Raw genomic sequence first — 26,225 nt, 5'->3', positions numbered from 1 at the left:
CTGTTCGTGCGGTTGAGCAGACCCGGGCGGGTCGACGTCGGCGCCGTGCTGCGCGATCTGCGCGGCCGCGGCCTCAACTACGCGAGGGAGGAGGTGGGGCCGCCGGACTGGGTCTTCGACGTGCACCGGCGGTCGCTCGGGCACGAGGGCGCGGGACCGCCGGAGGAGGGCGGCCTGTGGCAGCGGACGCGCCCGGTGGTCGAGGACTACGACTTCACGCCGCCGGAGACGGTGCGGGCGTACTACGAGCGCGGCTCGGCGCTGATGGGGCGGGACATCCTGCTGGAGGCCAGGCTGCCCGGCCTGCGGTTCCTGATGGGCGTGCGGGTCACCGCGGTGCGGGACGAGTCGGACGACGACCGGACGCTGTGGGGCTGGAGCTACGAGACGTTGCAGGGCCACCTGGAGCGCGGTCGGGTGGACTACGAGCTGGTCAAGGACCACCGGTCCGGCGAGGTCGAGTTCATCGCGCGCAGCTACTCGCAGCTGCACCCCCGCGCGCCATGGTGGATGCGGTTCGGCTGGCGGCTGGTGGGCCGCCGCACGCAGCTCCGGTTCTACCGGCGGGCCGGGGAGCTCCTGTCGCACAGGCGATCGGTCGTCGAAGTGCCTTCGGGCGGCGCCCGCAGGCTCGGGGTGACCGTGCTCGACCCGGTGGTCGGGCGCGGAGGAGAACGGAGCGGATGACGTGAAGATCGTGATCACCGGCGCGTCCGGGAACGTCGGCACCGGGGTGCTGCGCGCCCTGGCCGCCGACCGCGAGGAGCACGAGGTCATCGGCATCTGCCGCCGGCCACCGGAGCACGTGCCGCCGTACGACACGGCCGCGTGGCGCTCGTGCGACCTGGCCGACGCGGGTGCTCGGGACGTGCTGGACGAGGCGTTCGCCGGCGCGGACGCCGTGGTGCACCTGGCGTGGATGTTCCAGCCCCTGCGGCACGGCGGGCAGCTGCACCGCACCAACTACAAGGGCACCGCGGCGGTGCTGGAGGCGGTCGCGCGGGCCGGGGTGCCGCACGTGGTGCAGACCTCGTCCATCGCGGCGTACGCGCCCTCGGCGCGGCCGGTGGACGAGGACTGGCCGACCACCGGCGTGCCCGGCTCGGTGTACGGGCAGGGCAAGGCCGAGGTGGAGGTGCTGCTGCGGCGGTTCGCCGAGGAGAACCCGGAGGTGGCCGTGGCGGTGGTGCGGCCGACGCTGGTGGCGCTGCGGGAGGCGTCGGCGAGCTTCCTGGCGCTGTTCTTCGACCCGATCACACCGCGCTGGCTGCTCCGGCTGGTGGAGCGCGGGCAGCTGCCCGTGCTGCCGCTGCCCGCCGGCCTGGAGGTGCAACTGGTGCACGCCGACGACGTGGGCGACGCCGTGGTGCGGATCCTGCGGCAGCGGGCGCGGGGCGCGTTCAACCTGGCCGCCGACGTGATCACCGCGGCGGACCTGGCCCACCTGGCGGGCGCGCGGCTGCTGCCGGTGCCCGACCGGTTGGTGCGGGCCGCGGTGGACGTGCTGTGGCGGCTGCACGTGATCCGCATGTCGCCGGGCTGGTTCGACGTGGGCACCCGGTCGCCGCTGGTGGACACGGCGAGGGCGCGGGCGGAGCTGTCGTGGGTGGCGAGGACGAGCAGCACCGAGGCGGCGCGCGAGCAACTGGCGGGCCTGGCCGACGGGGCGGAGGGCGGCAGCCCGGCCCTGCGCCGCGACCGCTTGAGCGGGGCGACGGAGCCCGCGCTGACCTAGGCCCCGGCCAGACCTTGTGCCGGCCTGCCTCGCCTGCTCCGCTCCACCGGGCCGGGCCGGGCCGGGCCGGGCCGGGTCTGTCCCACCCCGCCCCCACCCCAGGTCAGTCCTCTTCGGACAGTCCCGCCCCGTGCGGCGGCTCGAACCCCGCCAACCAATCCGCCAGGATCCGCTCCAGCACCACCACGTCCTCCGCGTCGAGCGCGTCGAGCAGCCGGCGTTCGTTGGCCATGTGCTCCGTGAACGCCCGGTCGATCACCCGCCTGCCCGCCTCGGTGAGCGCGACCACCCGCCGCCTGCCGTCGTCCTGACCGGACCGCCGGGTCACCAGGCCGTCGCGCTCCAGGCGGTCGATGCGCTTGGTGATCGCCCCCGTGGTGACCATGGTGTGCTGCGCCAGCTCCCCCGGCGCCCGCTCGTACGGCGGGCCCGCGCGGCGCAGTGCCGCCAGCACGTCGAACTCCCCCTCGCCCAGGCCGTGCCGCCGGTACACGACGTTCAGCTGCTCGGTCAGCACCGCGGCGAGGCGGTGCAGCCGGCCGATGACGCCCTGGGGCGAGACGTCCACGTCCGGTCGTTCGCGCGCCCACTCCGCCTGGATCCGGGCCACTCGGTCAGCGCTCATGCCCCCATCCTATCTTCCACGGAAGCTATATTGCCTTCCATGGAAAACATCCGGTGGTCGCTGATCACCGCCATCGCGCCGGTCGCGTGGGGCTCCACCTACTACGTCACGCACCACTTCCTGCCCGCCGGGAACCCGCTGTGGGGCGCGGTGCTGCGGGCCCTGCCCGCCGGCCTGCTGCTGCTCCTGCTGCGCCGGCGGTTGCCGCGCGGCTCGTGGTGGTGGCGGTCGCTCGTGCTGGGCACGCTGAACATGGGCGCGTTCTTCGCGCTGGTCTACCTGGCGGCCCAACTGCTCCCGACCAGCCTGGCCTCCACGATCATGGCCACGTCGCCGCTGGTCATGATCGCCCTGGCGTGGCCGCTGCTCGGCGAGCGGCCACGGGTGCGCGCGGTGCTGGGCGCGCTCGTCGGCATCCTCGGCGTGGTGCTCGTGCTCGCCTCGGGCCTGGGGCCGGCGAACCCCCTGGGCATGGCCGCGTCGGCGGCGGCGATGGCGATGTCGGCGTTCGGGCACGTGCTGACCAAGCGGTGGGGCGCGGGGGCGGACGTGCTGTCGGTGACGTCGTGGCAGCTGGTCGCGGGCGGACTGGTGCTCGTGCTGCCCGCGGTCGTGGTGGAGGGTGGGCCGCCCTCGCCGACGTGGCGCGCCGTGCTCGGCTTCGCGTTCCTGTCGGTGGTGGCCACGGCGGTCGCGTTCGTCGCGTGGTTCGCCGGCCTGCGCCGCCTGGACGCGGGCGCGGTGGGCGTGATCGGCCTGCTCAACCCGGTGACCGGCGTGCTGCTCGGCGTGCTCCTGGCGGGCGAGCGGCTGACCGCCCACCAGGTGCTGGGGTCGGCGCTGGTGCTGTCGGGCGTGCTGCTGGGCCTTCCCGCCGCTAGTGCACGACGAGCGGCGCCTGGTCGAACGCCAGCGCCAGGTCGGCTTCCACCAGCGCCACCGTGCGCCGCAGCGCGGGCAGCAGCCTCGCCACCGTCTCCTCCGGCTGCGCCCCGCCGACGTGCAGGGCGGTGTTGAGCGCCGCCACGACCCGGCCCGACCGGTCGCGCACCCCGACCGCGAGCGACCTCAGGCCCTCGTGCAGCTCCTCCTCCACCAGGGCCCAGCCGCGCCCGGCGACCTCGTCGAGGGCGGCTTGCAGGGCCGGTTCGCCGACGGTGGTGTGGCGGGTGAGCCGCTCGGCGCGGCGCAGCAGCGGTGCGCGTTCGGCGGCGGGCAGGTCGGCCAGCAGGACGCGGCCCATCGAGGTGGCGTGCGCCGGGAACCGGGTGCCGATCGAGATGTCGACCCGCATGACCCTGGTCGCCGCGGCCCGCGCCACGTACCGGACGTGGTCGCCGTCGAGCACCGCCATGGACACCGACTCGCCCAGCTCGGCGGCCAGGTCGGCCAGGCGCGGCTGGGCGAGGTCCGCCAGGGTGAGCCGGGACAGGCGGGCGTAACCCAGGTCGAGCACGGCCGGCAGCAGGGCGAACCGGCCGCCCCCGTTGGTCGCGTGGCCGGTGTCGCGCAGGACCTGGAGCGCGCGGCCCGCGGTGGCGCGCGGCAGGCCGGTCAGCTCGGCGGCGGCGCTCGCGGTCAGGCCGTCCGGGGCGTGGCGGAACGCCTCGACGACGGCCAGGCCGCGCGCCAGGGTCTCCAGGAAGCCCATGCCGACCTCGTCCTTGGCCGACCGCACCACCTCGGCGGCCGGCGCGCTGCCCGCGGACGTCGCGGCCGGCCGGGGCAGGCGCAGCGCGTCCTCCAGCTCCGGCACGGCCGCGTGCAGCCGGGGCAGCACCGCGCCGGGCACGTCGAGGTCGCGGCTGGTGTGGGTGAGCACGCTGATCGCCGCCACCGACCGGCCCGCGCCGCCGGTCACCGGCGCGGCGACGGCCAGCAGGCCCGGCTCGACCCACTGGTCGTCCAGCGCCCAGCCCCGCGCGCGGGCCGTCGCGACGCGGTCGCGGAACACCGCCTCCCGGTCGGTGAGCGGCGCGGCGAGCGGCGGCACGGCCGGGAAGCCCGCGTCCAGGGGGTCCGCGGTGTGGCGGTGCCGCCAGGACTCGAACCGCTCCTCGTCCCAGTCGGCCGCCAGCGCCACGCCCGCGGCCGTGCGGTCGGCGGGCAGCACGTCGCCGACGTGGAAGGCCAGGTAGACGGCGCGCCGCCGGGTGGACTGGGCGACCAGGCGGGCCCCGTCGGGGTCGGGCACGGCCAGCGTCACCGACTCGTCCAGCTCGTCGGCCAGCCTGGCCAGCACGGGCGCGGCCGGGCCGACCAGCCCGCACGAGGCGAGGTAGGCGTTGCCGAGGGCCATGGCGCGCAACCCGAGCGCCACGTCCGGTCCCTCGGCGCGCAGGTGGCCCAGGCGCAGCAGGGTCGCGGTGATCCGGTCCGCGGTGGCGCGCGGCAGGCCCGTCGCCTTGGCGAGGTCGCCGCGGCGCAGCCGGGAGCCGGGGTCGGCGGCCACGGCCCGCAGGACGGCCAGGCCGCGTTCGAGCGTGCCCCCTTCGGCGGCGTCGGCCAAGTTCGGTTCCCGTCTGGTGATCGTGAAGTCCTCGACATGGTAGGGCTCCGGGTGGTCCACTGTGCTCGCCTTGTCCACTCTGCGAACTGAATTTCGCTGAGCGAACAGATTGGTCAACGATGACGATCCATCGCGAACTCCTCATCGGCGGTCGGGAAGTGGCTGCCCAGACCGGGCGGACCACCGACGACACCACTCCTCTCACGGGCGGGGTCTACGCGACGGTCGCCGCCGCGGGGCCGGCCGACGTCACCCTGGCGGTGGACGCGGCCGATGCGGCGTTCCCGGCGTGGGCGGCGCTGCCACCGGCCCGCAGGCGGCAGGTCCTGTCGGCGGCGGCCGACCTGCTGGAGGCGCGGGCGGGCGAGGCGGCGGCGATCATGACCGCCGAGACGGGCGCCGTGACGGGCTGGGGGCACTTCAACGTCGGGCTGGCCGCGGGCATGTTCCGGGAGGCCGCCGCGTCCGCCACCCTGCCGGTCGGCGAGGTGCTGAGCACGGGGGTCGGCGGCCGGCTCTCGCTCGCGGTCCGCGAGCCGGTCGGCGTGGTGGCGGCGTTCGCGCCGTGGAACGCGCCGCTCATCCTGGGCGCGCGGGCGATCGCGACACCGCTGGTCGTCGGCAACACCGCGGTGCTCAAGCCCAGCGAGGACGCGCCGATCGCGAGCGGCCTGTTCCTGGCGGACGTGCTGCGCGAGGCGGGCCTGCCCGAGGGCGTGCTCAACGTGGTCACCAACGACCGGGCGGACGCCGCGCCGGTCGCCGAGGCGCTCATCGCCGACCCGAGGGTCCGGGTGGTGAACTTCACCGGCTCGACCGCCGTGGGCCGGGTCGTCGGCGAGCTGGCCGCGCGCCACCTCAAGCCCGCCGTGCTGGAGCTGGGCGGCAAGAACGCCGTGCTGGTGCTCGCCGACGCCGACGTGGCGCACGCGGTGGACGCGGTCGCCTTCGGCGCCTTCGGCAACTCCGGCCAAATTTGCATGGCGGTCGATCGAGTCCTGGTGGACCGCTCGATCGCCGAGCAGTTCACCGAGCGCCTGGCCGAGAAGGCCGCTTCCCTGCCGCACGGCGACCCGACCGACCCGGGGACGGTGATCGGCCCGGTCGTCGACGCGCGGGCCGCGCGGCGGGTGGCCGACCTGGTGGCGGAGGCGGTCGCGGCGGGGGCGCGGGTGCGCGCGGGCGGCGGCGAACCGGAGGGCGCGCACCACCCGGCCACCGTGCTGGACCGCGTCACCCCGGACATGCGCCTGCACCACGAGGAGGTCTTCGGCCCGGTCGTCGCGGTGACCGGGGTGGCGGACGAGGACGAGGCCGTGGCGATCGCCAACGACACCCCGTACGGCCTGACGGCAGGTGTGCTGACCGAGGACGCCAGGCGGGGTCTCGCCATCGCGCGGCGGCTGCGGACCGGCATCGTGCACGTGGGCGGGCAGACCGTGGACGACGAGCCGCAGGCGCCCTTCGGCGGCGTCGGCGCCAGCGGCTACGGCCGGTTCGGCGGGCGCTGGGGCGTGGAGTCGTTCACCGCCACGCGCTGGCTGACGGTCGAGGGGGGCCACGGGACGTACCCGTTCTAGCGGTTGCCGGGCGCGGGAGGACGGGGACTCGGCGCGGGACGGGGGGTCTGGCGCGAGGCGCGGGCGTCGCGGCGGGGCGCGGACCCGGCGCGGTGCAGGTGACGTGCGGGGCGGGGCGCGGGTGGAGCGGCGTGGCGGCAAGGCGGCGAAGCGCGAGCGTGGCGGCGGGGATCAGCCGGGCCGGGCCACCAGCGACCACAGGTAGCTCAGCGCCTCCCCGCCCGGCTCGTCGCGCTCGACGAACTCCTCCAGCAGCGCGGCCAGCCGCTCCTTCAGCTCGGCCTGCGACTCCGGGCCGAGGCGCAGCACGCCGCGCGCGGTCTCGCGGCCGGCGTCGGGGCCCGCCTCCAGCGCCTCGGCGCGGTGCGCCGCGATCAGCGCCAGGTCCACCCGCTGGGCCAGGCCCGCGCCCTCGTCGACCAGGCCGAGCCGCCACGTGCGGCCGGTCGCGCGGTAGGGCCTCTCCAGCGCGCCGCGCGTGCCGCTGCGCACCGGCTCGGCGGCCAGGAAGCCGGTCCGGACCAGCGCGCGCACGTGCCGCAGCGCGGTCGCGGGCGCGACGCCCAGCCGTTCGGACAGCTCTTTGTTGGTCCACGCCCTGTCCAGGCACAGCCGCAGGACGCGCCAGCGCAGCGGGTGCGCGAGGGCCTTCAACTCCTCGACGGTGGCGTTGCGCGCCGCGAGGTCGGGCGGTGGGAACTGGTCGGGCACGCGCCGAGGCTAACCCAGCGGCGTTGCCGCGCCCCGCGCTGGTTTGGTTAACTGAAATCGATTGCACGAATCGAAATCACTTGGGGGCGCGGTGGGCGTGGGCAGGTGGACGGACTTCGAGTGGCTGACCGGCGCGGAACCCGGCCCGGACGGCACGGTGGTGGCGTACGTGAGCGACCTGGGCGGACGGCCGCAGCCGTGGCTGCTCCCGTTGGCCGGCGGTCCCGCGCGGCGGCTGGAGGTGCCGGGGTCGGTCGGTCGGTGCGCGTGGCGGCCGGACGGCTCGCGGCTGCTGGTGCTCACCGACCTCGACGGCCGCGAGGACCACCGGCTCGCCGAGGTGGACCCCGCCACCGGGGCGGTGACGTGGCTGGTCGCCGAGGAGGGCGTGCGGTGCGAGGTCGGCACGCCCTACGGCTCCACCGGGCAGCCGTACAGCCCGGACGGCGCCCTGCTCGCCTACGCCTCCAACGCCCGCGACCGCGCCGTGTTCGACGTGCTGGTGCGCGACCTGCGGACCGGCGCGGAGCGGCTCGTGCTGCGCGGCGACGACCGGTACCTGCCGATGGCCTTCTCCCCCGACTCCCGGCTGCTGCTGGTGCTGCGCCTGCACCAGCAGACCGAGCAGGACCTGTTCGTGGTCGACCTGGCCGACGACCGGGTGCGGCGGCTGACCCGCTTCGACGGGCCGACCAAGTGCCACCCGGTGGCGTGGCTGCCCGACTCGTCCGGCGTCTACGCGTGCACGACGGCGGGCCGGGACTTCCTGGGCCTCGCGGTGCTGTCGCCGGACGGCGAGCCGACCTGGCTCGACACCCCGGGGGGCGACGTCGAGGGCGCGGCGCTGTCACCGGACGGGACGCGCCTGGCGTGGGCCGTCAACGAGGACGGGTGGACGCGGCTGCGGTGGGCCGAGGTCGGTGGCGAGCCGGCGGACGTGACGTGCCTGCCGGCCGGGGTGGCGGCGACGGAGTTCGGCGTGGACGGGTACGCGTTGCGGTTCACCGCCTCGGGCGACCTGCTGGTGCAGCTGGGCCGGCCGGACGCGGCCGCGGACCTGTTCCTGGTGGACCTGCCGCGCGGGCGGGCCCGGCGGCTCACCGACTGCGGCGCGCGGCTGCCCGGTCCCCTGGTCGAACCGACCCTCGTGCACGCGGAGAGCGCGGACGGCCTGCGCGTGCCGTGCCTGCTCTACCGGCCGCCGGCGGCCGGCGCGGGTTCGCCCGCGCCCGTGGTGGTGACCGTCCACGGCGGACCCGAGTGGCAGTCGCGGCCGGTGTTCGACCCGCTGGTGCAGGAGCTGCTGTCCCGGGGCATCGGCGTGCTGGCGCCGAACGCCCGCGGCTCGTCCGGGTACGGGATGCGCCACCAGCGGCTGGTCTACCGCGACTGGGGCGGCGGCGACCTGGCCGACTGGGAGGCCGCGGTCCGGCTGCTGGACGGGGTGGCGTGGGCGGACACCGGGCGGCTCGGCGTGCACGGCGCCTCGTACGGCGGGTTCGCGGCGCTGACCTGCCTGACCCGGCTGCCGCACCTGTGGCGGGCCGGGGTGAGCGAGTGCGGGACGTTCGACCTGGTCTCCGACGCGCGGTCGTTCCCGCCGACCTGGCGCGCGCGGGCGGCCGGTTGGCTCGGCGACCCCGACGACCCGGTGGACGCGGCCCGGCTCGCCGAGCACAGCCCGATCACCCACGCCCACCGGTTGACCGCCCCCGTGCTGGTGATGCACGGCGAGAACGACACGCGGACCAGCCCCGAGGACTCCCGGCGGATGCACCGGCGGCTGCGCGAGCTGGGGAAGCCGGCGGAGCTGGTGCTGCACCCCGGCACGGGGCACGGGGTGGACCGGGCCGGGCTGGAGCGGACCGTGGACCTGATCGCCGGGTGGTTCGAGCGGTGGCTGGTGACCGCGGAGGCGACGACCGCGGACCCGTCCTCGACCTCGCCGCGCTGACCGCGCGGGTGTGACCCAACTGGCCTCACACCAGGGTCAGCGCCAGGTACAGGGCCACCAGCAGGCCGCAGGACGCGGTGTGCGCGACCGGGTTCTGCGCCAGCAGGGCCACGAACTCGCGCAGGAACGCGCTGGGCAGGAAGTACCACGCCGTGCGCGCGCCGATGATCTGCATCCGCAGCCGCAGGCCGCGCGCCACCACGGCGGCGCGGAAGACGTGGAAGTTGTTCGTCACCGCGACCGCCCGGCCCGTCCAGCCGCGCTCGGCGAGCAGCTCCGCGCTGTAGGCCAGGTTCTCCTGCGTCGTGGTGGCCCGGTCCTCCAGCACGATCGACCCCGCCGGCACGCCGCGGCGCTCCAGGTACTCGGCCATGGCCACCGCCTCCGGCACGGCCTCGTCCGGGCCCTGGCCGCCGGAGACCACGACCAGCGGCGCGCGCCCCGCGTCGACCTCCCGCCGGTACAGCCGCAGCGCGCGGTCGAGCCTGCTCGCCAGCAGCGGGGGGACGCGGTCGCCGATCAGGCCCGCGCCGAGCACCACGACCGCGTCGAACCCGCTGCGGCGGCCGACGCTGCCGTAGACGACCGAGTAGAGCAGGAGGCTGCCGAACAGGAACGCGACGTAGGCCGCCACCACGAGCAGCGCGCCGATCACGGCGTCGACCAGCGGCCCGGTGCGCGCCGTGGCGAACACGAAGGCGAAGACCACGCCGAGGATCGCCAGCCCGGCCAGCAGCGACAGCAGGTTGGCCGGCTTCAGCCCCTCGCGCTTGAGCATCACCACGCCGTTGGCGAGCAGCGCGACCGGCAGCACGAGCCCCAGCCCGACGGCGGCGGCCGCGAACGCGTACCCGACCGCGACCGCCGCCCACCCCTCGGCCTCGGTGGCGCGGAAGACCAGCCACAGCAGCAGGAGCACGAGGGTCACGCCGAGCCACACGGCGTTGGCGATCCGCCTCCGGTCCCGGACCATGCCGATGACGAAGAACAGGGCGGGGACGACGGCGGCGATCCCGAAGATCATGGGTGCGAACCTAGGCGGTGGGCCCGGGAGCGGCCGAGCCGCCACCCCTGGCCCGCCGGGCGGCGTTCACCACGGCCAGCAGCACGCCCAGGCCGACCAGGGCCAGGCCGCGCAGCCACACCTCGCCGTCGATGCGGGTGAACAGCAGCAGGCACGAGGCGATGCCCAGCACGGGCACGACGACGGGCACCCGGAAGTGGTCCGGCTCGCCGTCGTCGCGCCGGCGCAGCACCAGCAGGGCCGCGTTGACGGCGGTGAACACGATGAGCAGCAGCAGGACCAGCGTCTCGGCGAGCGCGGCCACCTCGCCGGTCAGCGCGAGCACCAGGGACAGCGCCGAGGTGGCGATGACGGCCACCCACGGCGTGCGCCTGGTGGGCAGCACGCGGGTCAGCGGCGCGGGCAGCAGGCCGTCGCGGGCCATGCCGTAGGCCAGCCGGGAGGACATGATGCCGGTGAGCAGCGCGCCGTTGGCGACCGCGACCAGCGCGATGACGCTGAACAGCTCCTCGGGCACGCCGCCCGCCACCCGGACGACCTCCAGCAGCGGGCCGGTGGAGGAGGCGAGCTGGTCGGTCGGCACGGACGCGCTGGTCACCAGCCCCAGCAGCAGGTACACCACGCCGGCGGTGAGCAGCGCGCCGAACAGGGCGATGGGGTAGGACCGGCGAGGGTCCTTCACCTCCTCGGCCAGGTTCACCGACGTCTCGAACCCGACGAACGAGTAGTAGGCCAGCACCGCGCCCGCCAGGGTCGCCGCGACGACGCCCTGCTCACCGGCGCCGACCTCGGAGAGCCGCCCGAGGTCGGCGTCGCCCCGCAGCACCACCCACGTGCCCAGGCCGATGACCAGCGCCAACCCGCCGACCTCGACGAGCGTGGCGGCCACGTTGGCGCTCAGGGACTCCTTGATGCCCCGGATGTTGAGCAGCGCCAGGGCCACCAGGAACACCACGACGACCGCCACCGCCGGCAGCGACACCAGTGCCCGCAGGTAGTCGCCCGCGAACGCCCGCGCCAGCGCGCCGACCGACACGATGCCCGCGGCCAACATGCAGACCCCGACCAGCGAACCCGCCGCGGGGCCGAGCGCCTTGGTCGCGTAGTGGGACGCGCCGCCCGCCCTCGGGTACCTGGTGGCCAGCTCGGCGTAGGAGGCGGCGGTCAGGGAGGCCAGGGCGAGCGCGGTGACCAGGGGCAGCCACACCGCTCCCCCGGACTCGCCGGCGATCGAGCCGATCAGCACGTAGACGCCCGCGCCGAGGGTGTCGCCGAGGATGAAGAAGTACAGCAGGGGGGTGCTGACGGCCCGTTTGAGGGTGGTCTCCATGTCCGTCCCGGTACCCGGTGGACATGCCCGCGAAGCACGGGTTTAGGACCGCCGAGACGCGGGTACACGGGCCCCGGGCCTTGAGCAGACAGGGCCTTTGAGGTGGTGCTTGCAGATGAACGCGACGGGGCTGCCGGACGACGGCCTCGACTCGGCGCAGGCCGAGGTCCCGCCGCCGGTGGACGTCGCCCGCTGGGTCCGCGAGGCAGCCGACGACCTGCCGGGCAAGACCGCGCGGGACTTCGCGCTGGTCGCGGAGGAGCTGATCGCCAACGCGCGCCGGCACGCCGAGGGGCCCCACCTCGTCCGCCTGCGGCGCGAGGACGGCGCGTTGCGCGTGGAGGTGCAGGACCGCAGCCCGAGCCGGCTGCCGGTCCTGGGCAGACCGGGCACGTCGAACCCGGGCACGGGCCTCTTGCTGGTCAACCGCTTGTCGTCGCACTGGGGCTTCCACTGCCACGACCAGCACAAGGTCGTCTGGGCCGAGGTCTGGGCGGCTTGACGCCCCGGGCGGCTTGACGCGCAGCCCGGCCCGACCGAGGCCGGGCACGTGCCGCTCCCTGCCCGGGGCGACCTCGGGTCCCGGGCTTCAGGCGGTCGGGCGCGGCGCGGGCGCGGGGCTGTCCGAGCGCGGTGCGGGCGCGCCGCCCAGCGCCTGGACGGCCTGGTCGGCCAGGTGCGCCGACACCAGGACCTCGTAGCTGTCCGCCCGCATGGCCGCGATCGACGAGAAGTCGCGCCTGCCGCCGGTCATCGCGTGCCCGATCGCGCCGAGCACGAGGCCCAGCACGGCGCCGAACAGCAGGCCGTAGAACGCGAGCAGCAGGCCGGAGATCACCGGGTTGATCCAGTTGAACAGGCCGAAGACCCAGCCGAACAGGGCGCCGAGCACCGCGCCGGACAGCGCCGACTGCCCCGCGGCCCGCAGGGTCGTCAGCCGCCCGGTGACCTGTTCGACGCTGTTGAGGCCGCGGCCCACGATCGCGGTGTGCTCGACCGGGAAGCCGGCGTCGGACAGCCGGTCGACCACCCGCTCCGCGTCCGCGTAGTCGCGGTAGCTGCCGAGCACCACGCGCTGCTCGCGGGCGTCCCCCGCCTGGTCGTGCGGTCGGGACATGGGAACCCACCTGCCTCCGTGTCGTAGTTCCCGGAGTGAGTTCCCACGTCCCGACCGTCCAACCTTCTCCTTTCGGGCCTACTCCAACACGAACGTGGCATCCGCGCGGCCGACGGCGTCACTGATCGCGTCCACGCTGAGGGTGGTGCCGTTGTGCCGGACGTACCGGCCGGGGAAGTTCTGCGACTCGAACGACACGGCCGTGCCGTCGGCCAGGCCGGCGCGGCGGGTGAAGCTCGCGTCGCCCCGGAACACCGACGAGCCGTCGTCGCGCTCCACGTACAGCTGGTAGTCGCGGTGCCGCAGGTAGTAGCCCGGGTGGCTGGTCGACTCCAGCGATACCGTGCCCGAGCCGGCCAGGCCGGTCACCAGGCGGAACTGCGAGTCCGCCAGTGGCCGCACGTTCGCCTCCAGGCGGGCCCTGAAGTCGTAGTGCCGGACGAACCGGTCGGGGTGGTTGTAGGACTTCAACCGCACCGGGGTGGGGCCGTCCGCGACCGGGATGCCGAAGTCGGGCGTGCCGTCGGCGCTCCAGTAGACCTTCTGCACGCGGGTGCGCCGGTTGGGGTCGTTGAGCGGGTCGCCGGAGATGTCCCGGTAGCTGCGGTCGTGGTAGACGAGGATGTCGCTGCGCCCGTCCTCGGACACCGTGAACGAGTTGTGGCCGGGACCGTACTGGCCGGTGGCGGCGTTGCTCTGGAAGACGGGCGTGGACGACTTGCTCCACGACGCGGGGTTGAGCAGGTCCGCCGAGGCCGACGCGGACAGCATCCCCAGGCAGTAGTTGGCGTCGGTGGCGCTGGCCGAGTAGGTCATGAACACCCGCCCGCCGCGCTGGACCACCGCCGGTCCCTCGGCGACCTTGTGGCCCCTGGTCTCCCAGGTCAGCGTGGGCACGACCAGCCGGGCGACGGTCCCCGTGACCTGCCAGGGGTTGGCGCCCATCCGGGCGAGGTAGACGTTGGAGTTGGTGCTGATGCCCGGTTCGGCCTGCGCCCAGGTCAGGTACCGCACGCCGTTGACCACGAAGGTCGACATGTCCAGGGAGAAGGTGTCCCACGGGACGTTGACGCGGCCCCGCTCGGTCCAGCTGCCGGTCAGCGGGTTGGCGGAGGAGTTCTCCAGCACGTAGGGGCGGATGCGCCACACGTCGTCGGTGCGCCCGGCGGCGAAGTAGACGTACCACTTGCCGTTGACGAAGTGGATCTCCGGGGCCCAGATGTGCGCGCCCATCTCGCCGCCGGCGTGCCGCCGCCAGATGACCTGCTCCGACGCGGTGGCCAGGCCCTGGATCGTGGTGGCCCGCCGCAGCACGATCCGGTCGTACTCGGGCGCGGTGGCGGTGAAGTAGTAGTGGCCGTCGGTGTGCTTGAAGATGTGCGGGTCGGCCCGCTGGTGGGCGATCGGGTTGGTGTACTGGACGGCGGGGGTGGCGTGGGCGGGCGCCACCACCAGGCCCGCGAACGCGGTCAGGAACGCGACCACGAGCAGGATCGGTCGTCGGTGTGCGGTTCTCATGGTTGTCGCTCCGGTCAGCCGAGGGGGGCGGTGACGGTGAACGAGGCGTCACCGGCGAAGGCGGCGTCGCCCGACCTCAGGTCGAGCCGGACCTCGTAGCCGTGGTGCCGCAGGTAGCGGCCCGGGAAGTTGACCGCCTGGAACGAGGAGCCGTCGGCGTTGGCCAGGCCCGGCCCGATGGTGAACGTGGCGTCCGCGCGGTCGGTGGCGGTGATCCGGTAGGGCCGGAACTGGCCGGCGGTGCCGGTGGTGGAGGCGGAGGACACCACGTGCACGCTGCCGTCGGAGTCGCGGAACCACTCCGGGGCCCACGTGCTGCCGGTGGAGCCGTTGAGGCTCGCGGTGACGTTGCGGTCGTAGACGTGCATGTTCGACTCGCTGCTGTTGGTGAACGCCGTCATGACGTAGTGCGGCGCGGGGCCCGCGGCGTGCGCGGTCGGGGTCGCCAGGAGCCCGACGAGCAGGGCCGCGACCAGGGCGGCAGGGGATTTTCGCACGTCAGTGGCCGATCTGGAAGGTGGCGTCGGCGCGGTCGGCCGCGGTGGAGATCGGGTCGACGCGCAGCGCGTAGTTCGCGTGGCGCAGGTGCCGGTCGGGGAAGTTGTGCGAGCGGAACGAGGTCCACGCGCCGTCGGCGAGGCCGGCCACGCGGTGGAAGGTGGCGTCGGCGGCGAAGGTCGCGCTGCCGTCGTCGGCGGCCAGGCCCACCACGTACCCGGCGTGCCGCAGGTAGCGGTCCGGGTGGTTGACCGAGCGGAACGAGATCCCGGACGACGAGGCCAGGCCGGGCACGAGCTGCCACAGCGAGTCCTGGTGCGGGTCGAACGGGTAGGGGTCGATGCGGCCGGCGTTGTCCGCGTGCCGGATCAGGTGGTCGGGGTGGCTGTAGGACTTGATCCGGTTCCAGGTCGGCGCGCCCCAGCGGGCCAGCAGCGCGCTGTGCTCGGCGGCGGTGATGCCGCAGATGGTGGGGTGCTTGGCGTTGAGCGGCTGGGTGTACTGCGCCTTGGACAGCGGCGTCCAGGAGTTGCTGTTGACGTCGCCGCTGCGCCACGCGTACAGCTCGCCGTTGACCGGGGAGAACGAGTCGCCCCACAGGAACCACTCGTTGCGGTTGTGCGCCTTGACCACGATGGGCGCCTCGATGCCGCCGCTGACCACGCCGCCGGTGTAGGTGCCGCGGTCGAAGCTGCGGGGGTTGAGGGTGGTGGAGCGCGCGCCGTAGAGGCGGCCGTCGACGAAGCTCTTGTAGTACAGGTAGTTCATCCCGTTGCCCACGTGCACGGTGGCGTCCAGGACGTTGAAGCCGGGGTCGAAGAACAGCTGCGGCGCGGAGACGGTGGCGAAGTCGGTGGTGTAGTTGACGTAGAACGCGTCGCGCCCGCCGCTGTTGGCCGAGTAGAGGATGCCGTACTGGCCGCGCGCGGCGTCCCAGAACGCCTCCGGCGCCCACGTGTGGGTCGGCATGGAGTGCATCCGCAGCCTGCGGTAGTTGGTGAACGACCGCAGGTCGGCCGAGTCCCAGGCGTGGATGTGCTGGTTCTGCTGGGTGAAGTCGGTGCCGTTGAGGTCGGTGGCCAGCACCGCGAACCCGCCGGTCTGCTTGCGCAGGATGAACGGGTCGCGCAGGCCGCGCGTGCCCGCGGTGGGCGTGGCCACCGGGTTGCCCTGGTTCAGCGGCGTCCACTGGAGGCCGTCCGGGCTGACGGCCAGGTGCAGCGAGTAGCGGTTGGCCAGCCGGTTCGGCGACTCGGTGAAGTAGCCCATCACGTAGGCGGAGTCACCGGGCGCCGCGGTGGCGGTCCGACCCGCGGCGGCGAGGGCGGCGGCGGACAACCCGCCGGCCAGGAACGTGCGTCGGTGCAGCATGAGGGGGCTCCTGAGGGCAGGGAGGGGTGGTGGCCGGCGGGGGGAGAGGCCCGCCGGCCACCGGAGGGGCGCTCGGTCAGGCGGCGGGCTCGCCGGAGGGGGCGGCGAGCGTGGTGCCGAGCCGGACCGGGGTGCCGAAGTTCGGCGTGCCGTCGGAGTTCCAGGTGAACTTCTGGGCACGGGTGGAGCGGTTCATGTCGCAGCCGCCGCCCGCGGAGTCGTTGGCGTGGTAGACGATCCAGTCCTCGGTGCCGTCGGGCGACTTGAAGAACCCGTTGTGGCCGGGGGCGAACACGCCGTTGGCGTCGCTGCGCTGGAACACCGGGTTGGGCGACTTGGTCCAGTGCGAGCGGTTGAGCGGGTCGGAGCCGGTGAGGGTGAGCAGGCCCAGCTTGTAGTCGGGGCCCCAGCAGGCGCTGGCCGAGTAGACGATCATCGTGCGGCCGTTGCGGTACAGCGGTTCCGCGCCCTCGTTGACCGGGTGCGTCTGGCGTTCCCAGGACAGGGTGGGCTGGGAGATCGTGCGGCGCGACCCGCTGATCGTCCACGGGTTCGACAGCGGCGTGATGGTCAGGCTCTGGGTGCCGTCCATGGCGCTGCCCATCAGGTACAGCTTCCCGCCGTGCTGGAGGATGCTGGGGTCCAGCTCCCAGGTGTTGCCCAGGTCGGCCTTGAAGCTGTACGGGCCCATCGGGTCGGAGCCGGAGGACTCCAGCACGTGCAGCCGCTGGGTCGGGTTGAAGTCCTGCACGTTCTGCCCGGCCACGTAGTACAGGTACCAGCGGCCGTTGAGCAGGTGGAACTCCGGCGCCCACATGTTGCAGCACCCGTTGGGGCGGCCCGACAGGTTGAAGATCACCTGGTCGGTCGCGGTGGCCAGGCCCGCGAGGGTGCGGGAGCGGCGCATGGTGATCGTGTTGTTCCACGTCGTGGTGGCCAGGTGGTAGTACCCGTTGTGGTGCTGGAGCCAGGGGTCCGGGCCGTTGCGCTTGATCGGGTTCGCGAACGTGCCCGGGGCGGCGGAGCCCAGCCTGACCAGCTGCCACTGCTGGTTCGCGCCGCCGGTGTCGGGCCACTGGATCAGGTCGGCGCCGTCGGCGGCGGAGAAGTCCAGCACGTCGACGGCCTTGCCGCTGGCCCGGTTGACCAGCCGCACGTGACCGCCGTCGGAGTCGGCCAGGCGGAACTGCTGACCGGTGCGGTTGGCGTCGGTGTTCTGCACCAGGCCGGCGCGGTCTGCGGTGGAGGCGAACTCCAGCACCTTGCCGCTGTGCCGCGACTTCACCCGGTAGTAGCCGCCGCCGGAGTCGACGAACTGCCACTGCTGCCACGCGCCGTCGTTGCGGGACCACTGCGTGATCCGCGCACCGTCGTTCGTGGCGAAGTTGTAGAGGTCCAGCGCCTTGCCGCTGTTGCGGTTGACCAGGACGTAGGTGGCGCTGGTGTCCACGGTGGCCGCGGTCGCCTGCGGGGTGGCTGCCAGGCCACCGCCGAGCAGGACCGCCGTCGTGGCGAGGACGAGGGTGGTTCTCATGGCTGCACTCCCTGCGACGCTGCACGGAAGAGGTCAGGTGCCGGCGGGGCGTGTTAACGCTAACAGCGAGGTGTCGTTCAGCTCAACACCGAATTTCGGTTTCATTTCGACTGCTCATGACAACCTTGTCAGGAACCCTCCACCACCGCGTTAACACTTGTTAGCGATAACAGGTGCGGGTCAGCGCTCCAGCGCGGCGAGCGCGTCGCGGCGCAGCTGGAGCTCCTCCCGCGGCCGCACGACCAGCACCGGGACCCGCGCGCCGGGCGGGCTGACCACCCCGTCACCGTCCGGTGTGGACACCAGGTCGCCGGGCACGCCCAGCAGCGACAGCCCGGCCACCACGTCCGCCCGCACCTCCGGCTGGTCCCAGCCGATCTCGCCGGTGAACACCAGCGCGTCGAGCCGGTCCAGCGAGGTGGCCGCGGCGGCCAGCTCGCGCCGCACCCGGTGGGCGAACACGCGCAGCGCCAGCGCCGCCGCCGGGTCGTCGCCCGCCGCCGCGACCAGGTCCCGGGTGTCGCCCGACCGCCCGCCGGACAGGCCGAGCAGGCCGGACTCGTGGTGGAGACCGCGTTCGAGGGCGTCCAGGTCGAGGCCACCGTGCCGCAGCAGCCACAGCAGCATCCCGGGGTCGACGCTGCCCGAGCGCTTGGACATGGGCACGCCCTCCAGCGGCGTGAAGCCCATCGAGGTGTCCGCGCTGCGCCCGTCCCGCACCGCGCACACCGAGCAGCCGCCGCCCAGGTGCGCCAGCAGCGCGCTCAGCCCGCCCGCGGGCCGGTCCAGGATCTCCGCCGCCCGGTCCAGCGCCCACCGGTAGGACAGGCCGTGGAAGCCGTAGCGGCGCAGGCCGTGCCGCTCCCGCCACTCCGCGGGCAGCGGGTAGGTGGCGGCGACCTCGGGCAGGTCGGCGTGGAACGCGGTGTCCGGGCACAGCACGTGCGGCACGTCGGGCAGCCGTTCGCGCAGCACGTCCAGCAGCCGCAGCGCGGGCGGCACGTGCAGCGGCGCCAGCTCCTCGGCGCGGCGGGCGGCGGCGAGGGCCGCGTCGTCCACGGGCGTGGCGGCGCGCAGGTCCGGGCCGCCGTGCACGAGCCGGTGCGCGACCGCGACGAGGTCGCCCCCGACGCGTCCCAGCAGGTCGTCCAGCGCCTGCCGGGCCTCGTCGGAGTCGGGCGGCTGCTCGACCTCGGCGGAGTCGAGGACGCGGTCGTCGGCGACCAGGTGCAGCTTGAGGCTGTTCGACCCGGTGTTGACGGTCAGGACGGCGTTCACGCGCCCCACCGCCAGCCGGTGACGGCCTCGGGGTCGACGCCGTCGCGGTGGGCGGCGGCCCGCAGCCCGTCCCGCTCGGCCAGCACCGCGGTGTCGTCGCGGCCGGTGCGGCGCAGCGCGTCCGCGGCCAGGTCGTGCCTGCTCATGCGGTTGCTCACGAGCAGGTCGTACGGCGTGGTCGTGGTGCCCTCCTCCAGGTAGCCGTGGACGTGGAACCGCTCGGCGCCGCGCCTGCCGTGCAGGGTCTCGTGCACCGCCGAGGGGTAGCCGTGGAAGCCGAACACGACCGGGACGCCGTCGGGGAAGCACGCGGCGAAGTCCTCGTCGGCCAGGCCGTGCGGGTGCCGGTCGGCGGGCGCGAGGGACAGCAGGTCGACGACGTTGACCACGCGCACGGTCAGGTCGGGCGCGCGGTCGCGCAGGACCGTCGCCGCCGCGAGCACCTCGGCGGTGGGGATGCCGCCCGCGCACGCCAGCACCACGTCCGGGTCGCCGTCGCCGTGGCAGGCCCACTCCCACACGCCCGCGCCCGCGGCGCAGTGCCGTTCGGCGGCGTCCAGGTCGAGCCACTGCGCGCCCTCGTTCTTGCCCGCGACCACCAGGTTGATCCGGTCGGTGGAGGCCAGGCAGCGGCGCAGGGTGACCAGCAGGGTGTTGGCGTCCGGCGGCAGGTAGACGCGCGCGGTGGAGGCCTTCTTGGTGAGCAGGTTGTTGATGAAGCCGGGGCCCTGGTGGCTGTAGCCGTTGTGCTCCTGCCGCCAGCCCTCGCTGGTGAGCAGGTAGTTCAGGCTCGCCACCGGCTCGCGCCACGGCACCTCGCCCGCCATCTTGAGGAACTTGGCGTGCTGGTTGACCATGCTGTCCACGATCGAGGCGAACGCCTCGTAGCACGGGAACAGGCCGTGCCGCCCGGTCAGCAGGTAGCCCTGGAGCCAGCCCTGGCACAGGTGCTCCGACAGCACCTCCAGCACCCGGCCGCCCGGCGCGACGTGCTCGGCGGTGTCGGGGACGGGCCAGGTGAACGCCCGGTCGGTGGCCTCCAGCAGCGCGCCGAGCTTGTTGGACTCCAGCTCGTCGGGGCAGACCACGCGGAAGTCCCGGCGGTCCTCGGTGGCCCGCACCAGCTCGGCCAGCCACTCCCCCGCCGTGCCGGTCGGGCTCGCGCTCGCGGAGCCGGGCGCGGGCACGTCCACCGCGAACGGCGCGATGTCGGGCAGCGGCAGGTCGCGGCGCAGCCGGCCGCCGTTGGCCTCGGGCGCCCGCCCCAGCCGCAGCTCCGCCGGCGGCAGCTCGGCGAGCAGGTCGTCGTGCGGGCGGCCGTCGGCGTCGAACAGCTCCTCCGGCCGGTAGGACCGCAGCCACCGCTCCAGCAGCGCGAACTCGGCGTCGTCGTCGTGGACCCCGCCCAGCGGCACCTGGTGGGCGCGGAACGTGCCCTCCAGCGGTTCGCCGGCGGCGTCGTGCGCGGGCACGCCCCAGCCCTTCGGCGAGCGCAGCACCAGCATCGGCCACACCGCCCGCTCACCGGGCTCCCACCGCTCGCGCACCGCGGCGATCCCGGCGTGCGCCAGGTCCAGGGTCTCGGCCAGCAGCGCGTCCGGGTCGTCGGTGCGCGTCACGTCCACCACGTGCGGCGCCCACCCGGCGCCGCGGAAGTACGCGGTCAGCTCCTCGTCGTCCATGCAGCCGTAGACCGTGGGCGAGGAGATCTTGTAACCGTTGAGGTGCAGCACCGGCAGCACCGCGCCGTCGGTGCGCGGGGACAGGAACTTGTTCGCGTGCCACGAGCCGGCCGTGGGACCGGTCTCGGCCTCGCCGTCGCCGACCAGGCACGCCACCAGCAGGTCGGGCTTGTCGAAGGCCGCGCCGAACGCCGTGGCCAGCGCGTAGCCCAGCTCGCCGCCCTCGTGGAGCACCCCGGGCACCTCCGGGGAGAGGTGGCTGGGGAAGCCGCCGGGCCGGGAGAACCGGCGCACCAGCTCGGCCAGGCCCGCGCCGTCCCGGCCCAGCGCCGGGTCCAGCTCCGCGTGCGTGCCCTCCAGCCACAGGTTCGCGTGCACGGCGGGCGCGCCGTGGCCGGGGCCGGTGACCAGCAGCGCCCGCTGCCCGGTCCGCCGCACCAGGCCGTTGAGGCCGCTGTGGAGCAGCGTGATGCCGGGGCACGTGCCCCAGTGGCCGAGGAGCCGCGGCTTGAGGTGCTCGCGCCGCAGCGGTTCGCGCAGGAGCACGTTGTCCTTGAGGTAGATCATCGCCGCCGCGGCGTAGTCGCAGGCCCGCCGGTAGCGGCGCGCGGTGTCGGTCGCCTGGTGCGCCGTGGTCGTCATGCCCGGTGACTACCCGCGCGGGCCGCCGGGGAAAAGCCGCGTGGTCACCCGTGGGGAGGGCGTTCCGCGCACCGGGCCGCTTCCGGGGAGGCTTCCCGGGGCGGCTTTTCGGGGCCGCTTTCCGGTCGGGCTCGCCTCGGGGCGCCCCGAACCGGCAAAGGGTGTGTCGCACGTCATAGCACCGCCGTTCAACGTCGCGCGTCCACCGCGGGGTTTCCCGACCGCAACCGACCCAGCGGCAGAAGGGGGCGACGTGCGGGACGACTTCGACCGGTTCGTCACCGATCGCCTTGACCGGCTCTTGCGCTATGCCACGGCACTGACCTGCGACAAGCACCTGGCGCAGGACATCGTCCAAGAGGTGCTGCTGCGGGCGTCGCGGCGGTGGGACCGGATCGGGGCGATGGACGCGCCCCACCTCTACGTCAAGCGCATGGTCACCAACGACTACCTGTCGTGGCGACGTCGCCGCGCCGCGAAGGAGGTGTCGACCTCGCACGCGGCGCTGGCCGAGCTGGGCCCGACCACGGCCGACCCGGCCGTGCGGCACGCCGAGCGCGACGCGATGCGCGCCCTGATCGCGACGCTGCCGCGCAAGCAGCGGGCCGCGATCGTGCTGCGCTACTACGAGGACAGCACCGACGCCGAGATCGCCGCGGTGCTGGGCTGTACCGAGGGCACCGTGCGCAGCCACGTCTCCCGCGCGCTGCGGGCGCTGCGAGTCAACCGGACCACCCCGACGGAGGTGCTGCGATGACCGACCAGGAAGCCCTCATCCGCGAGGCCGTCACGGCCGAGGCCGACGAAGCCGTCGACCACCGCGCCGTGCTCGCCGCCCTGCGGACCAGGCGGGCGCGGCGGCGACCGCTCGCCCTGCTCGCGGTGGGCGCGCTGACCGCCGTGGCCGCGGTCGTCGCGGTGGCGGTCCCGCTGGTCGTCGACCGGGGCTCACCGCCCGCCGCCACCGAGGTCCCGCCGCCGACCGGGCGGACCGTGCTGCTGGTGGGGCTGGACGACGTGCCGCGACCCGACGCCGTCGTGGTGGCCAGGATCAGCCCGGACGGCGCGGTCAGCACCCTGTCGCTGCCCAGGGACACCCTGGTCGACCTCCCGGACGTCGGTCCGGGCAGGTTGGGCGACGCCTACGCGCGGGCCTACCAGGCGGCGGGGACCGCGGGCCAGGACGCGCACCTGGCGGGCGCGGAGGCGTTGGCGCGGGCGGTGTCGCACCTGACCGGGGTCCGCGTCGACCACCACGCGGCCGTGCGGATGAGCGCCTTCGCCGAGCTGTCCGACGCGCTGGGCGGCGTCGAGGTGTGCCTGCGCGCCCCGGCGGTCGACCCCGCCTCGGGCGTGGACCTGCCCGCCGGGCGGAACACGCTGCGCGGCGCGGACGCGCTGGCGTTCCTGCGCCAGCGGCGGGGCCTGCCGAAGGGCGACGTGGACCGCGCGGTGCGGCACCAGGCGTTCCTGACGGGCGCGCTGTCCCGGGCGGCCGAACTGGCCGCCGACCCGGCCGCGCTCGCCGGCGTGGCGGCGGTGGTGCGGCGCACCGTGCTCACCGACCCGGGCTGGGACCCGATGGAGGTCGCCGGGCTGCTCCGCCCGGCCGGCGCGGTGCGGGGCGCCGTCATCCCGGTCCTCGACCCGACCGAGGTCGGCCAGGACGGGCTGGACCCGGGCCTGGTGCGGCCCGTGAGCCCGGAGGCGGTCCGCGCGTTCGCCACGAGCCACCTGGCCGATCCCGCCCCGGACAGCCCCCCGCCCCCGACCGCCGGCCCCGACAACTGCGTGGGCTGACCGCCCTGGTGGGGTGGTGCGCCCGTCACCCGGCGCACCACCCCACCACGGCTCAACGGGGTGGCAACGGGCCTCGCCACGACGTCACCGGGACGTCAAGTCGACCCAATCACCAACCGCGTTCGCCCTGATCAGCGCCTCCCCCACCCGGGCAACCCGAACCGAGTGGTCGAGCGGCACCACGAGGCTCTCCCGCCTACCCCGAACCGCGTCCGCGAACGCCGCCACCTGCAACTCGTACGCGTCCGCGGCGGGCACGACCTCCTCCCGCACGCCGTCGAGCGTCACGACGGTGATCACGCCGTCCTCGTGCGGGGTGGTCCAGGCGTTGCGCACGGAGATCGAACCGCGCGTGCCCTGGAGCTCGTAGTGGGCGCGCGGCCCGTACTCCAGGCTGTAGTCGAGCACCGCCGAGCGCCCGTCGCCGAAGTCGAGCACGGCCACCGCGCCCAGGTCGACCGGGTCGCCGTGGAACCGCGCCCAGACCCGGCAGGGTTCCACGCCGAACGCCCACAACGGCACGTCGAACGCGTAACAACCGACGTCCCACGTGGCGCCGCCACCGAGCGCGGGGTCGAACCGGATGTTGCCCTCGACCGGGGTCGGATAGGCGAACGCGGCCCGCACCACCCTCAACTCACCAATCCCCCCGCCTTCCCCTTCTCCCCTGCCCTCTGCCTCTCCGCAGCCCTCTTCTCCCCTTCCGAGGAGCTGGACGACCTTCCGCTGCTGCGGGTGGAAGCGGTACATGTACGCCTCCATCACCACCAGGTCGCCGGCGGCCCGCCCGATGCGCAGGCAGTCCTGTTCGGACAGGGCCATCGGCTTCTCGACCAGCACGTGCTTGCCGGCCTCCAACGCCCGCAACGCCCACGTCACGTGCTCGGAATTGGGCAGCGCGACGTAGACGGCGTCCACCTCCGGGTCCCCCAGCAACGCGTCGTACCCGTCGTGGACCCGAGCCCCGAACCGCCGCGCCACCTCACCAGCGGCCGCCACCCGCCCAGGCCGACTGGCCACGGCCTCCACCACGTTCCCGGGCACCCTTCCCACCGCCGGCAACACCCGCCCGGCAATGTGCGAAGTAGCCCCCAACACCCCCCACCGCACCACAGCCACACCCAACCTTAACCGCTTAACCACCACCTCACCCCGCGAGTCGTACGCCCAGCCCGCGCGAGTCGTACGCCCAAGTCACGCGAGTCGTACGCCCAGACCGCGCGAGTCGTACGCCCAGACCGCGCGAGTCGTACGCCCAGCCCGCGCGAGTCGAACGTCCAGGACCACCGTGTCGAACGTTCAGATCCCCCGAGTTCCACACTCGGACCCCTCCCACCCGCGCACGGCGGACCCCTCGCCGCGCGCTTCCGGGGCGATCAGCGAAACTTGACCCCATGAACGACGAGCCCGACGACCGGACCAGCTTCGCCGACCTCGGGTTGCGCCCCGAACTGCTCCGCGCCCTGACCGGCCTCGGTTACGAGGAGCCCACCCCCATCCAGCGCGAGGCCATCGTGCCGCTCACCGCAGGCCAGGACCTGCTCGGCCAGGCTGCCACCGGCACCGGCAAGACAGCCGCGTTCGCGTTGCCCGTGCTGGAGCGCATGGGTGGCGGGGGCAGGGAGGAGCGGGCGCCGTTCGCGCTGGTCCTGGTGCCGACGCGCGAGTTGGCGGTGCAGGTCTCCGAAGCCATCCACCGGTACGGGCGCGAGTTGGGCGCGCGGGTGCTGCCGATCTACGGCGGTCAGCCGATCGGGCGACAGCTGCGGGTGCTGGAGCAGGGTGTCGACGTCGTGGTGGCGACGCCGGGCCGGGCCGTGGACCACCTCAACCGCGGCACGTTGAAGCTGGAGCACCTGAAGGTCGTCGTGCTGGACGAGGCCGACGAGATGCTGGACATGGGGTTCGCCGAGGACCTGGACTCGATCCTCTCCGAGGCCCCGTCCGACCGGCAGACCGTGCTGTTCTCCGCGACGATGCCGCCGCACATCGACCGGTTGGCCCGGCGGCACCTGAAGGACCCGGTCCGCATCACCATCGGCCGCGAGCAGACCGAGCCCGGCGAGGCGCCGCGGGTGCGGCAGAGCGCGTACGTCGTGCCGCGCGCCCACAAGCCGGCCGCGCTGGGCCGGGTGCTCGACGTGGAGGCGCCGACCGCCGCGATCGTGTTCTGCCGCACGCGCGACGAGGTCGACCAGCTCACCGAGACCCTCAACGGCCGCGGCTACCGCGCGGAATCGCTGCACGGCGGCATCAGCCAGGAGCAGCGCGACCGCGTCATGGCGCGCCTGCGCAACGGCACGGCGGACCTGCTGGTGGCCACCGACGTGGCGGCCCGCGGCCTGGACGTCGAGCAGCTGACCCACGTGGTCAACTACAACGTGCCGTCCGCGCCGGAGTCGTACGTGCACCGCATCGGCCGGGTCGGGCGCGCGGGGCGCGAGGGCGTGGCGATCACCCTCGCCGAGCCGCGCGAGCACGGCATGCTCAAGACCATCGAGCGGGTCACCAAGCAGCGCATCCAGGTCGAGAAGGTGCCCACCATCGCCGACCTGCGGGCGCGCCGGTTGGAGCTGACCCGCGCCGCGCTGCACGAGAGCCTGCTGGAGGACGACCTGGAGGGCTTCCGGGTCGTGGTGGAGACGCTGGCCGACGAGTTCGACGTGATGGAGGTGGCGCTGGCGGCGGTCAAGCTGGCGCACGAGGCCACCGGTGCGGCGGCGGACGAGGAGGAGATCCCCGAGTACGTGCCGCGGTCGGGTGAGCGGCGTGGCCGGGAGGCGGGCGGCGACCGGCGGGAGCGCAAGCCCCGGCGGCCTTCGGCGGGCATGACGCGGCTGTTCGTGGGCGCGGGGCGCAGCGCGGGCATCCGGCCGCAGGACCTGGTGGGCGCGATCGCGGGCGAGGCGCGGCTCAACGGTCGCGACATCGGCGCGATCGAGATCGCCGACCGGTTCTCGCTGGTCGAGGTGCCGGAGGCGTCCGCTCAGCAGGTCATCGCGTCGCTGCGGGGCGCCACGATCAAGGGTCGCAAGGTGACCGTTCGCCGGGAGCGCGACGACCAGCGCTGACGCCGCCCGACACCGGCGGCCGGTGCCGGCCCGACGCGGACACCTGGGGCTGACCGCCGACGCCGATTGCCGACGCGGGCGAGCGACGCGGGCAGGCCATCGTGTGCGGGCGGTCCGGGCGAGCCGACGCGGGCAGGCGGCGCGGGCAGGCGGCGCGGGCGGGCAGGCGGCCAGCGCGGGCCGCCGGAAGTCGGAGGCCAAGCGGTCTTAGGAAGACAATCTCACACATCAACTCCTTGGCTCATC

At 74.5% G+C, this 26,225-nt stretch carries 21 protein-coding genes and 1 pseudogene; 9 read left to right on the top strand and 13 right to left on the bottom strand.

Features of this window, described 5'->3' with window-relative positions; all coding sequences use genetic code 11:
- Nucleotides 1-12 precede the first annotated feature (12 nt).
- Nucleotides 13-687, top strand: coding sequence for a DUF1990 family protein (locus ABD223_RS22595; protein WP_344038379.1), 675 nt, complete (start codon nucleotides 13-15; stop codon nucleotides 685-687).
- 1 nt (nucleotide 688) lies between these two features.
- Nucleotides 689-1,735 carry an NAD-dependent epimerase/dehydratase family protein gene (locus ABD223_RS22590; RefSeq protein WP_344038377.1) on the top strand — a complete coding sequence of 349 codons (1,047 nt, stop codon included), beginning with the start codon at nucleotides 689-691 and terminating at the stop codon, nucleotides 1,733-1,735.
- A 103-nt stretch (nucleotides 1,736-1,838) separates the two neighbouring features.
- On the opposite strand, the gene ABD223_RS22585 is transcribed toward ABD223_RS22590, so the two are convergent.
- Nucleotides 1,839-2,360 carry a MarR family winged helix-turn-helix transcriptional regulator gene (locus ABD223_RS22585; protein WP_344038376.1) on the bottom strand — a complete coding sequence of 174 codons (522 nt, stop codon included), beginning with the start codon at nucleotides 2,358-2,360 and terminating at the stop codon, nucleotides 1,839-1,841.
- A 39-nt stretch (nucleotides 2,361-2,399) separates the two neighbouring features.
- Here ABD223_RS22585 and ABD223_RS22580 point away from each other — a divergent pair, with 39 nt between their 5' ends.
- A complete protein-coding gene (locus ABD223_RS22580) occupies nucleotides 2,400-3,377 on the top strand; it encodes a DMT family transporter (protein ID WP_344038375.1) in 978 nt (325 codons plus the stop codon).
- Here ABD223_RS22580 and ABD223_RS22575 read toward each other — a convergent pair.
- Nucleotides 3,358-4,929: pseudogene (locus ABD223_RS22575) on the bottom strand (IclR family transcriptional regulator domain-containing protein); the annotation flags it as partial. The gene ABD223_RS22580 and the pseudogene ABD223_RS22575 overlap by 20 nt on opposite strands.
- Nucleotides 4,930-4,988: 59 nt before the next feature.
- On the opposite strand from ABD223_RS22575, the gene ABD223_RS22570 reads away from it, so the two are divergent.
- The gene (locus ABD223_RS22570) at nucleotides 4,989-6,449 is read left to right on the top strand and encodes an aldehyde dehydrogenase family protein (RefSeq protein ID WP_344038374.1); all 1,461 of its coding nucleotides are present in this window, start codon (nucleotides 4,989-4,991) and stop codon (nucleotides 6,447-6,449) included.
- 171 nt (nucleotides 6,450-6,620) lie between these two features.
- Here the strand turns inward: ABD223_RS22570 and ABD223_RS22565 are convergent, their stop codons facing one another.
- Nucleotides 6,621-7,160: an ArsR/SmtB family transcription factor gene (locus tag ABD223_RS22565; protein ID WP_344038373.1), complete on the bottom strand. Its 540-nt coding sequence runs from the start codon at nucleotides 7,158-7,160 to the stop codon at nucleotides 6,621-6,623.
- Between the two features lie 97 nt (nucleotides 7,161-7,257).
- On the opposite strand from ABD223_RS22565, the gene ABD223_RS22560 reads away from it, so the two are divergent.
- The gene (locus tag ABD223_RS22560) at nucleotides 7,258-9,114 is read left to right on the top strand and encodes a S9 family peptidase (RefSeq protein ID WP_344038372.1); all 1,857 of its coding nucleotides are present in this window, start codon (nucleotides 7,258-7,260) and stop codon (nucleotides 9,112-9,114) included.
- Between the two features lie 25 nt (nucleotides 9,115-9,139).
- Here ABD223_RS22560 and ABD223_RS22555 read toward each other — a convergent pair whose 3' ends face one another.
- On the bottom strand, nucleotides 9,140-10,138 hold the full coding sequence (locus ABD223_RS22555; RefSeq protein ID WP_344038371.1) for a YdcF family protein: 999 nt from the start codon (nucleotides 10,136-10,138) through the stop codon (nucleotides 9,140-9,142).
- A 10-nt stretch (nucleotides 10,139-10,148) separates the two neighbouring features.
- On the bottom strand, nucleotides 10,149-11,468 hold the full coding sequence (locus ABD223_RS22550) for an APC family permease (protein ID WP_344038370.1): 1,320 nt from the start codon (nucleotides 11,466-11,468) through the stop codon (nucleotides 10,149-10,151).
- Nucleotides 11,469-11,583: 115 nt separating this feature from the next.
- On the opposite strand from ABD223_RS22550, the gene ABD223_RS22545 reads away from it, so the two are divergent.
- Nucleotides 11,584-11,970: an ATP-binding protein gene (locus ABD223_RS22545; protein ID WP_344038369.1), complete on the top strand. Its 387-nt coding sequence runs from the start codon at nucleotides 11,584-11,586 to the stop codon at nucleotides 11,968-11,970.
- An 87-nt stretch (nucleotides 11,971-12,057) separates the two neighbouring features.
- Here ABD223_RS22545 and ABD223_RS22540 read toward each other — a convergent pair whose 3' ends face one another.
- The 7 genes from ABD223_RS22540 to ABD223_RS22510 all read right to left on the bottom strand — a co-directional run bounded on the left by ABD223_RS22540 (nucleotide 12,058) and on the right by ABD223_RS22510 (nucleotide 21,108).
- Nucleotides 12,058-12,585, bottom strand: a complete 528-nt coding sequence (locus tag ABD223_RS22540) for a YflT domain-containing protein (RefSeq protein WP_344038368.1) — start codon at nucleotides 12,583-12,585, stop codon at nucleotides 12,058-12,060.
- Between the two features lie 78 nt (nucleotides 12,586-12,663).
- Nucleotides 12,664-14,103 (bottom strand): family 43 glycosylhydrolase, encoded by a 1,440-nt coding sequence (locus ABD223_RS22535; RefSeq protein ID WP_344038367.1) that lies wholly within the window; start codon nucleotides 14,101-14,103, stop codon nucleotides 12,664-12,666.
- Between the two features lie 14 nt (nucleotides 14,104-14,117).
- A complete protein-coding gene (locus ABD223_RS22530; RefSeq protein ID WP_344038365.1) occupies nucleotides 14,118-14,600 on the bottom strand; it encodes an AbfB domain-containing protein in 483 nt (160 codons plus the stop codon).
- A 1-nt stretch (nucleotide 14,601) separates the two neighbouring features.
- Entirely contained in the window at nucleotides 14,602-15,972 is a 1,371-nt protein-coding gene (locus ABD223_RS22525; protein ID WP_344038363.1) for an AbfB domain-containing protein, read from the bottom strand.
- A gap of 76 nt (nucleotides 15,973-16,048) precedes the next feature.
- Nucleotides 16,049-17,506 (bottom strand): family 43 glycosylhydrolase, encoded by a 1,458-nt coding sequence (locus ABD223_RS22520; RefSeq protein ID WP_344038362.1) that lies wholly within the window; start codon nucleotides 17,504-17,506, stop codon nucleotides 16,049-16,051.
- A gap of 180 nt (nucleotides 17,507-17,686) precedes the next feature.
- Nucleotides 17,687-18,784, bottom strand: a complete 1,098-nt coding sequence (locus tag ABD223_RS22515) for an acetate/propionate family kinase (RefSeq protein ID WP_344038361.1) — start codon at nucleotides 18,782-18,784, stop codon at nucleotides 17,687-17,689.
- Nucleotides 18,781-21,108, bottom strand: a complete 2,328-nt coding sequence (locus ABD223_RS22510; RefSeq protein WP_344038360.1) for a phosphoketolase family protein — start codon at nucleotides 21,106-21,108, stop codon at nucleotides 18,781-18,783. The genes ABD223_RS22515 and ABD223_RS22510 overlap by 4 nt, the downstream gene beginning before the upstream one ends.
- A gap of 253 nt (nucleotides 21,109-21,361) precedes the next feature.
- Between ABD223_RS22510 and ABD223_RS22505 the strand changes: the two genes are divergently transcribed.
- Together ABD223_RS22505 and ABD223_RS22500 are read left to right on the top strand one after the other, a co-directional pair.
- Nucleotides 21,362-21,865 carry a SigE family RNA polymerase sigma factor gene (locus tag ABD223_RS22505; protein WP_344038359.1) on the top strand — a complete coding sequence of 168 codons (504 nt, stop codon included), beginning with the start codon at nucleotides 21,362-21,364 and terminating at the stop codon, nucleotides 21,863-21,865.
- Nucleotides 21,862-22,908: an LCP family protein gene (locus ABD223_RS22500; RefSeq protein WP_344038358.1), complete on the top strand. Its 1,047-nt coding sequence runs from the start codon at nucleotides 21,862-21,864 to the stop codon at nucleotides 22,906-22,908. The genes ABD223_RS22505 and ABD223_RS22500 overlap by 4 nt, the downstream gene beginning before the upstream one ends.
- A gap of 84 nt (nucleotides 22,909-22,992) precedes the next feature.
- Here ABD223_RS22500 and ABD223_RS22495 read toward each other — a convergent pair whose 3' ends face one another.
- Entirely contained in the window at nucleotides 22,993-24,006 is a 1,014-nt protein-coding gene (locus ABD223_RS22495) for a Gfo/Idh/MocA family protein (protein WP_344038357.1), read from the bottom strand.
- A 296-nt stretch (nucleotides 24,007-24,302) separates the two neighbouring features.
- Between ABD223_RS22495 and ABD223_RS22490 the strand changes: the two genes are divergently transcribed.
- Nucleotides 24,303-25,979 (top strand): DEAD/DEAH box helicase, encoded by a 1,677-nt coding sequence (locus ABD223_RS22490; RefSeq protein ID WP_344038356.1) that lies wholly within the window; start codon nucleotides 24,303-24,305, stop codon nucleotides 25,977-25,979.
- Nucleotides 25,980-26,225: the final 246 nt, after the last annotated feature.

The organism is Saccharothrix xinjiangensis, assembly GCF_039527585.1.
Taxonomy (GTDB): Bacteria; Actinomycetota; Actinomycetes; order Mycobacteriales; family Pseudonocardiaceae; genus Actinosynnema; species Actinosynnema xinjiangensis.
The sequence above is the reverse complement of the archived record's forward strand: the minus strand, read 5'-3'. Positions and strand labels throughout refer to the sequence as shown.